Source organism: Pseudolysinimonas sp., assembly GCF_057350545.1.
Window position 1 is genome coordinate 20,269 of the sequence record NZ_JBMRCP010000031.1, and the last position, 8,981, is coordinate 29,249.

Genomic DNA, 8,981 nt, shown 5'->3' on the forward strand with positions numbered 1-8,981 from the left:
GTGGCCCGCGTCTGCTTCCAGTTGCAGGTGCGGCCCGAGCTCCTCGACGAGTACGTGCGCCGCCACGAGGCGGTATGGCCGGAGATGCTGCGTGCGATCGCGGATGCCGGGCGCCGCAACTACTCGCTGTTCCTGCGCGACGACGGGCTGCTCATCGGCTACTACGAGACCGACGACGACGCGGCGTCCGCCGAGGCGTTGGCGGCCGACCCGCGCACCGCGGCCTGGGAGGCGGAAGCGGCGGGGTTCTTCGAGTCGCTCGACGGTGCCCGCCCCGACCAGGCAGCACTCACTCTCCGCGAAATCTTCAACCTCGACCAGCAAATCCACCGATTGGACTCACGCTCGTGAACTCGCCTGCCCAAGACCTCATCGCCCGCAGCAACAAGCTCGGCTCCGACCCCCGGGTCACCAACTACGCGGGCGGCAACACGTCCGCGAAGGGCGTCGAAGCCGACCCCGTGACCGGTGAGGACGTCCGGCTGCTGTGGGTCAAGGGCTCGGGCGGTGATCTCGGCACCCTCACGGCGTCGGGGCTCGCGACCCTGCGCCTCGACCGCGTGGAAGCGCTCAAGAACGTCTACGCGGGCCTCGAGCACGAAGACGACATGGTCGCCGCACTCGACTACTGCCGCCACGGCCTCGGCGGTGCTGCGCCGAGCATCGACACGTTCATGCACGCCTTCGTCGACGCCGACCACGTCGACCATCTCCACCCCGACGCCGGCATCGCGTTCGCCACCGCGAAGGACGGCGAGAAGCTCACGAAGAAGGCGTTCGGCGACAAGGTCGTCTGGGTGCCGTGGCGCCGTCCCGGGTTCCAGCTCGGTCTCGACATCTCCGACATCAAGGCGAAGAACCCCGCCGCGATCGGCGTGATCCTCGGCGGCCACGGCATCACGGCGTGGGGTAGGACGAGCGCCGAGGCTCAGAAGAACAGCCTCTGGATCATCAAGACCGCCGAGCAGTACCTCACGGCGAAGGGCAAGAAGAACCCGTTCGGCCGCCCGGTGGCGAAGAACGCCGCCCTGCCGAAGGCCGAGCGCCGCGCGAAGGCCGCCGCCCTGGCCGCGACGATCCGTGGCATCGCGTCGCACGACCGCCCGATGGTCGGCCACTTCGACGACTCCGACGTCGTACTCGACTTCCTCGCCTCGGCGAACGCCCCGAAGCTCGCCGCCCTCGGCACGAGCTGCCCCGACCACTTCCTGCGCACCAAGGTCAAGCCGATGCTGCTCGACCTGCCGGCGAACGCCGACGTCGCGAAGGTGAAGGAGCGCCTCGCCACCCTGCACGAGGCCTACCGCAAGGACTACACGAAGTACTACGACAAGCACGCCACGGCGGAGAGCCCGGCCATGCGCGGCGCCGACCCGCTCATCGTGCTCATCCCCGGCGTCGGCATGTTCTCCTACGGCGCCAACAAGCAGACGGCGCGGGTCGCCGGCGAGTTCTACGTCAACGCGATCAACGTCATGCGCGGCGCCGAGTCGATCTCGAGCTACTCCCCCATCTCCGACGCCGAGAAGTTCGCGATCGAGTACTGGGCCCTCGAGGAGGCGAAGCTGCAGCGCATGCCGAAGCCCAAGTCGCACGCGACGCGCGTCGCCCTCGTGACCGGGGCGGCATCCGGAATCGGCAAGGCCATCGCGACCCGCCTCGCCGCCGACGGCGCGTGCGTGATCATCGCCGACCTCGACCTCACGAAAGCCCAGGCGGCTGCCGCGGAGATCGGGTCGACGGATGTCGCGGTCGGCCTCGCCGTGAACGTCACCGACGCCGCGGCGATCGAGACGATGGTGCAGGATGCCGTGCTCGCGTTCGGCGGCATCGACATCGTCGTGAACAACGCGGGCGTCTCGCTGTCGAAGCCGCTGCTCGAGACGACGGAAGCGGACTGGGACTTCCAGCACGACATCATGGCGAAGGGCTCGTTCCTCGTCTCGAAGGCGACGGCGCCGATCCTGATCGAGCAGAAGATGGGCGGTGACGTGGTCTACATCTCGTCGAAGAACTCGGTGTTCGCCGGCCCGAACAACATCGCCTACTCGGCGACCAAGGCCGATCAGGCGCATCAGGTGCGGCTGCTCGCGGTCGAGCTCGGCGAGCACGGCATCAAGGTGAACGGCATCAACCCGGACGGCGTCGTGCGCGGCTCGGGCATCTTCGCCGCCGGCTGGGGCGCCAATCGCGCGAAGACGTACGGCATCGCCGAAGACAAGCTCGGCGAGTTCTACGCGCAGCGCACGATCCTCAAGCGCGAGGTGCTGCCCGAGAACGTCGCGAACGCCGTATCGGTGCTCACCGGACCGGACCTGTCGCACACGACCGGCCTCCACATCCCCGTCGACGCGGGCGTCGCGGCGGCCTTCCTGCGATGACCGGGCGGAGCGGGGGGGCCGTCGCCGCGGTCGACCTCGGCGCGACGAGCGGGCGCGTGCTGCTCGGCTACGTCGGGCACGACGAGCTGCGGCTCACCGACGTCGCCCGCTTCAGGAACGCCCCCGTGCGCACCCTCGACGGCCTGCACTGGAGCTCGTTCGAGCTCTACCGCGACGTCGTCGAGGGCCTCGCCGCGGCGGTGCGCCAGGAACCCCAGCTCGCGAGCATCGGCATCGACTCCTGGGCCGTCGACTACGGGCTGCTGCGGAACGGCCGACTGGTCAACGCGCCCTACTCGTACCGCGACGAGCGGAACGCTGCGGGCGTCGCCGAGGTGCACTCCCGGGTGTCGGCGGAGGAGCTCTACCGCCGCAACGGCCTGCAGCACCTGCCGTTCAACACGCTCTTCCAGCTCACCGCCGACCGGCTCGGCGGCACGCTCGAGATCGCCGACCGGTTCCTGCTCATGCCAGATCTGTTCGCGTACTGGCTCACGGGTCGTGCCGTTGCCGAACGCACCAACGCCTCGACGACCGGGCTGCTCGGCGTGACCTCCCGCGAGTGGGACCTCGATCTCGCCGCGACGCTCGACCTGCCCGCCGGCATCTTCGCCGAGCTCGTGGATGCCGGCACCGAGCTCGGCGGGCTCGCGTCGTCGGCCGTGCGCGGCATCGGCGACACCCGCGCCGTCGTCACCGCGGTCGGCACGCACGACACCGCCTCGGCGATCGTGGCGATCCCGGCCACCGGCGCGAACTACGCGTACGTCTCGTGCGGCACGTGGTCGCTCGTCGGTGTCGAGCTCGAGCACCCGGTGCTGTCGGATGCCGGCCGCGCCGCGAACTTCACCAACGAGGGCGGTGTCGACGGCCGGGTGCGCTACCTGCACAACGTCATGGGGCTGTGGTTGCTGTCGGAGTCGATCCGCGACTGGGAGCGCGACGGCACCACGATCTCGCTCCCGGCACTGCTCGGGCAGGCGGCATCGGTCGCGACGAAGGTGCCGATCTTCGACGCCGACGACGAGACGTTCCTCGCCCCCGGCGACATGCCCGCTCGCATCGCGGCGTGGCTGACGGCACACGACCTGCCGGTGCCGGGGTCGCGTCCGGAACTCGTGCGCAGCATCCTCGAGTCGCTCGCCGCCGCCTACGCGACGTCGATCCGGGATGCCGCGGAGCTGAGCGGTCAGACCGTCGAGGTCGTGCACCTCGTCGGCGGCGGCTCGCTCAACGAGCTGCTCTGCCAGCTCACCGCCGATGCGACAGGGCTCCCCGTGTTGGCCGGGCCCGTCGAGGCGACGGCGATCGGCAACGTGCTCGTGCAAGCCCGCGCGCAGGGCTTCATCTCGGGCGACCTCGAGTCCCTCCGCGCCCTCGTCGCCCGCGCCTTTCCGCCCCGCAGGTTCGAGCCGTCGCGGTAGTGATGTCGACTTAGTTGCACATTGCTCCGTTCTCCGGGCGCGATGTGCAACTGGCGGACACATCACATTTCGTCAGTTGCAGAACGTCGCCGGAGAACGCGACATTGTGCAACTAAGGCGACAAAACCTAGGGAGCGTAGACCGCGCGCGCGAGGGCGTCGAGCACGGCGGCGGAGCGGGGGCCGAACGACAGGATGTCGCCATCCGCCATGTCGACGAATCGCTCATGCTGCCCGGCCGCGGTGAGGGCGATGGCGGGCTTCGCCGAGAGGAGCCCCTCGACGCCGCCGGCGGAGGCGAGGCCGTCGGTCATGACGAGGATGAGGTCGGGGTTGGCGGCGATGATCGCCTCGTCGGTCATCGGCTGCAGGCCGGTCCAGCCGATCTCGGCCGCGACATCCACGCCACCCAGTCCTCGGATGAGGTCGTCGGTACCCGACTCCTCGCCGAACAGGTAGTAGATGCCCGAGCCGCCGCGCAGGTAGAGGAAGATCATCCGCACCCGGTCGCCGTCGGCGGTGGGAGCGATCTCGGCGACCTCGGCGATCTTCGCGTCGACCTCGTCGGAGATCCGCGTGGCCAGCAGCTCACCCGTGTCGGGCACCCCGAGCGCCGCGGCGACATCGCGCGCGAGCTGCGCGGCCCCCTCGAACGACGGGTCGTTGTCGACGAAGACGACCGTGACCCCGGCCTCGCGCAACTGGATGAGCACGTCGCGCGGCCCGATGCTGCCGTCGGTGACGATGAGCGTGGGTCGCTGCACGAGGATGCTCTCGGCGTCGATCGAGTGCCCGCTGCTCGTGACGACGGGGAGGTCGGCGGCACCCGAGAAGGTGGTCGAGATGTCGCGCCCGACGAGGGTGTCGCCGAGACCGAGGCCCCACACGGTCGCGGCGATCGAGCCCGCCATGTCGAGGGCGATGACGCGGGACGTGTCGGCGACGATCACCTCGGTGTCGCCGTTCGGATCGCGCGAGACGACCGTCGCAGGGAGCGTCTGTTGGGGCGCGGACGTGATCGGTTCGATCGCCTCGGAGGCCAGCACCGCGCTGCTCGCTCCCACGTGCGCCCGGGGGTCGGCGACGAGATCGAGCTCCGCGAGCGGGCGGGAGTCGGCGATCGTCGGCTCCGGCGTGCTCGGGCCGTGACCGGGGGGCGCGGCGCAGCCGACGAGCGCCACCACGAGGGCGCCGGCCAGCACGGCGAGGGCGCGACGGGTCACGCGTCAAGCCTACGCAGGTAAGGCTGGCCTTACAAACCACTCTCGTCACTCAGTGGAGGATGGGTGCCGTGGAGATCTGCACATTCATCGAGCCGCAGAACGGCGCGACCTACGACGACCAGCTCGCGTTCGCGCAGGCGACCGAGGAACTCGGCTTCCACGGGTTCTTCCGTTCCGACCACTACCTCGCCTTCGCAGGCCGTGGGATGCCGGGGCCGAGCGACTCGTGGACGATCCTCGCCGGCCTCGCGCGCGAGACGACGCGCATCCGGCTGGGCACCCTCGTGTCGTCGGCGACCTTCCGGCATCCGGCTGTCCTCGCGATCCAGGTCGCCAACGTCGACGCGATGTCGGGCGGGCGCGTCGAGCTCGGCCTCGGCACCGGGTGGAATGCGGCGGAGCACGCGGCGTACGGCATCCCGTTCCCCGCGAAGCGCTTCGGGATGCTTGAGGAGCAGCTCGCGATCATCACGGGACTGTGGTCGTCGGAGGGTCCGTTCGACTTCGCGGGCGAGCACTATCGACTCGAGGCTGCTCCCGCCCTCCCGAAGCCTGTGCAGGCGCGCGTGCCCGTGATCGTCGGCGGCGGCGGACCGGAGCGCACCCCGGCCCTCGCGGCGCGCTTCGCGACGGAGTACAACTTCTTCGACCGCGAGCCGTCGGTCGCCGCGGAGAGGTTCGCGACCGTGCGCGCCGCGGCAGAGGCCGGGGGACGCGACCCCGACGAGCTGCGCTACTCGGTGGTGAAGTCGCTCGGCGACGGCATCCCGTTGCCCGAGGTGGCGGCGAAGGTCGCCCACGCGAGGTCGCTCGGTGTCGACAGGCTCTACCTGCAGTTCCTCGACCACCTCGACCTCGGCTACCTCGAGAGCGTCGCGGAGGTCGTGTTCGACTGATCCGCCCCTAGGGTGTCTCGCATGGACTCGCAGTCGTGGCTCACGGTCATCGCGTTGCTGCTGAGCGTTGCGAGCGTGGTCGTCACGGGGCTGTTCTCGGTGCGCACCCAGCGACTGAGTCACGAGCTGGATGTCGAACGCGAAGCCCGGCTCGAGGAGCAGTCGGCGCTCAAGGCCGCCGAGCGGGTCTACGAGCCGCTCGCGCAGGCCGCGGCCGAGCTGCAGTCGCGCATCTTCAACCTCGTCGAGACCGGCTGGATCGGCACGCAGAAGCGCTACGCGAGCCACGGCGACTACGCCGAGGCGTCGACGGCGTTCCTCTTCGCCCATTACTTCGGCTGGATCGAGGCGCGACGTCAGGCGGTGCTCTCCTCGAGCGGCGAAGGCGGGCGCGACATCACCGTGCAGCGGCTCATCGACGACGTGCTCAAGGTGCTGCGGCGCAGCGAAGACTCCGAGGGCTTCCTCTTCTTCACGACCGAGCAGCGCGCGATCGGCGAGCTCATGCTCACGTGGGAGACGATCCCCGAGACGGCGGTGCGCATCCCGCACGTCGCGGGCTACGCGTCGTTCGTGAAGCGGTATCGGCACGACGAGGAGTTCCGCGCCTGGTTCACGTCGATCGACGCCGGGATGGCGCTCGTCTCGACGGGCGACGTGCGGCGGCTCGCCGACATCCAGCGCGCCCTCGTGGCGCTCATCGCCAACCTCGACCCGAAGCGCAAGTACACCGCCGGCTACGCCCTCGAGCCGATCGACCTCACCGACGGGACGCCCCACACCGCGGGTTGAGTGCCCGCCGCAGGCGGGTGTATCGAAACCGCACGGCGACAGGCGCGGGTTGAGTGCCCGCCGCAGGCGGGTGTATCGAAACCCACCCCGGGTGACCCGACGGTGGGTTTCGATACACCGCGCTGCGCGCGGCACTCAACCCGCGAGGGTCAGTCGTCCTCGACGACCTCGCCGAGGCCCGAGACGTCGGACTCGACGTCGGGGTCGCCGCGGTAGTGCACCGATCCGACGCCCGAGACCTCGGCCGTGAGGGTGCCGGTCGCGTTCACGTGCGCGTCGCCCGTGCCGCTGATGTCGACGTTCGCCTCCACGACCTCGAGGTCGTCGGCATCCACTTCGCCCACGCCGTCGATCTCGACCTCGAGCGACTGAGCCGTCCCCGCGAGCCCGATGTCGCCCGCGCCGGAGATCCGCACCTCCACGCGGTCGGCGTCCACGCCGTCGACGGTCACGTCACCTGCGCCGCTGACCTCGATCGAGAGGTTCTCGCCGGACACCGAGGAGTCGACGTCGCCGGCGCCGTTGACCTCGATCGACTCGAGGCTCGGCACCGTCAGTTCGTAGCGGATGTCGACGTTGCCCCACGCCAGGTCGGGGCCGCGGCGCCCGAGCACGAGCACCCCGTCGCTGACTCGCGTCGTGAGCGCGTCGAGCACGCTCGCCGGGGCGTGGATGGTGAGCGACGGCTCGCCCTCGGTGATGGTGAGGTCGCCGGCCGTGTCGAGGACGACGGCGGTGACGTCGCCGATCTCGGGCGACTCGGAGGTCATCGGGCCGGAGGCGGGCGCGAACCGTGCGCAGCCCGTGAGCGCGGCAGCGGCGAGTACGGCGACCACGCCGAGGGTGAGGTATCGGGGCTTCATGCGTTCCAGACAACCAGCGTGCGACGCCGGCCGCCCTGGGGGCAACCCCCGGATCACCCCTCCGGTCGCCCGCGCTCGCGCCGCACCTTCGCGACGAGCGGCTGCACGCGGTAGGGGATGAGTTCGCCCATCGACAGCGCCGTCTCGGTGCGCACGACGCCGTCGATCGCGAGGAGCTGCGCGTCGATGCGGAACAGGTCGTCGGTGTCGCGGCAGAGCACGATCGCGAGGAGGTCGGACGGCCCGCTCATGCCGTGCGCCTGCACGATCTCGGGGATGGCCGCCATCTCCTCGGCGATGCGCGCGAGTTCGCGCTGCCGTACGACGACGGTGACGAAGGCGGTGAGCGGGTAGCCGAGACCGTGCGGGTCGATGCGCCGGTCGAAGGAGAGGAACGCGCCCTTCGCCTCGAGCTGCTGCATGCGCGCCTGGACGGTGTTGCGCGAGAGCCCGAGGCGGTCGGCGAGCGCGACGTACGAGGCGCGCGGGTCGTCGGCGAGCGCGCGGAGAAGGTCGAGGTCGACGGGGTCGAACCGGTGCATGCTGCGCAGATTAGCACCCCGGACCGGGCGCGCTGATTGGCAGAGTGCACAAGGCGGGAAGCATCGCTTGGGCGATCTGGGTATACCTGCCTACGGTACGACCATGTCGATGACGACACCTGCGCAGTACATCCGGCTCCTCGACGAGCACGGACGGCGCGTCGCGTCGCCCGATCTCGACCCACTCGTCGCCGGGCTCGCGCCCGACGAGTTGCTCGGGCTGTACCGCGACATGGTGATCGTGCGTCGACTCGACGCCGAGGCTACGGCGCTCCAGAGGCAGGGCGAACTCGCGCTGTGGCCTCCGCTGCTGGGGCAGGAGGCCGCGCAGATCGGGTCCGCTCGCGCGCTCCGCGACGACGACTTCGTGTTCTCCAGCTACCGCGAGCACGCCGTCGCGTACGTGCGCGGCGTCGCGTCGGCTGACCTCGTGCGGGTCTGGCGGGGTACGGCGCTCTCCGGCTGGGACCCGTACGCCCATCACCTGGCGACGCCTCAGGTCATCATCGGGGCGCAGACGCTCCACGCGACGGGCTACGCGATGGGCATCCGACAGGACGGCTCCGACGCCGCCGCGGTCGCCTACTTCGGCGACGGGGCGACGAGCGAGGGGGATGTCTCCGAGGCCCTCGTGTTCGCGGCATCCTTCGCGGCTCCCGTGCTGTTCTTCTGCCAGAACAACCAGTGGGCGATCTCGGAGCCCGTGGGACTCCAGTCGACCGTCCCGATCGCCGACCGCGCGGGCGGGTTCGGCATCCGCTCGTTCCGCGTCGACGGCAACGACGTGCTCGCCGTGCTCGCGGCGACCCGCGCGGCGCTCGCCCGCCTCCGCGCCGGCGAGGGTCCGCAGTTCATCGAAGC

General features: G+C 70.4%; 9 protein-coding genes. 6 read left to right on the plus strand and 3 right to left on the minus strand.

The window, feature by feature from the left end; translation table 11 throughout:
* Genes ACO1X9_RS04595 through ACO1X9_RS04605 form a run of 3 tightly spaced genes read left to right on the plus strand, consistent with a single transcriptional unit; the run spans position 1 to position 3,805 of the window.
* Entirely contained in the window at positions 1–351 is a 351-nt protein-coding gene (locus ACO1X9_RS04595; protein WP_486349655.1) for an L-rhamnose mutarotase, read from the plus strand.
* Entirely contained in the window at positions 348–2,381 is a 2,034-nt protein-coding gene (locus tag ACO1X9_RS04600) for a bifunctional aldolase/short-chain dehydrogenase (protein WP_486349656.1), read from the plus strand. Before ACO1X9_RS04595 ends, ACO1X9_RS04600 begins: the two co-directional genes overlap by 4 nt.
* On the plus strand, positions 2,378–3,805 hold the full coding sequence (locus ACO1X9_RS04605; RefSeq protein WP_486349657.1) for a rhamnulokinase: 1,428 nt from the start codon (positions 2,378–2,380) through the stop codon (positions 3,803–3,805). The genes ACO1X9_RS04600 and ACO1X9_RS04605 overlap by 4 nt, the downstream gene beginning before the upstream one ends.
* A 127-nt stretch (positions 3,806–3,932) precedes the next feature.
* On the opposite strand, the gene ACO1X9_RS04610 is transcribed toward ACO1X9_RS04605, so the two are convergent.
* Entirely contained in the window at positions 3,933–5,027 is a 1,095-nt protein-coding gene (locus ACO1X9_RS04610; RefSeq protein ID WP_486349658.1) for a heme/hemin ABC transporter substrate-binding protein, read from the minus strand.
* A 68-nt stretch (positions 5,028–5,095) separates the two neighbouring features.
* Here ACO1X9_RS04610 and ACO1X9_RS04615 point away from each other — a divergent pair, with 68 nt between their 5' ends.
* Positions 5,096–5,923, plus strand: coding sequence for an LLM class F420-dependent oxidoreductase (locus tag ACO1X9_RS04615; protein WP_486349659.1), 828 nt, complete (start codon positions 5,096–5,098; stop codon positions 5,921–5,923).
* 21 nt (positions 5,924–5,944) lie between these two features.
* A complete protein-coding gene (locus ACO1X9_RS04620) occupies positions 5,945–6,715 on the plus strand; it encodes a hypothetical protein (protein ID WP_486349660.1) in 771 nt (256 codons plus the stop codon).
* A gap of 149 nt (positions 6,716–6,864) precedes the next feature.
* On the opposite strand, the gene ACO1X9_RS04625 is transcribed toward ACO1X9_RS04620, so the two are convergent.
* Positions 6,865–7,578, minus strand: coding sequence for a head GIN domain-containing protein (locus ACO1X9_RS04625; protein WP_486349661.1), 714 nt, complete (start codon positions 7,576–7,578; stop codon positions 6,865–6,867).
* Between the two features lie 53 nt (positions 7,579–7,631).
* Positions 7,632–8,120, minus strand: a complete 489-nt coding sequence (locus ACO1X9_RS04630) for an Lrp/AsnC family transcriptional regulator (RefSeq protein ID WP_486349662.1) — start codon at positions 8,118–8,120, stop codon at positions 7,632–7,634.
* Between the two features lie 103 nt (positions 8,121–8,223).
* Here ACO1X9_RS04630 and ACO1X9_RS04635 point away from each other — a divergent pair.
* Positions 8,224–8,981, plus strand: a 758-nt coding sequence (locus ACO1X9_RS04635; protein WP_486349663.1) for a thiamine pyrophosphate-dependent enzyme, incomplete at its 3' end; no start/stop codon positions are given.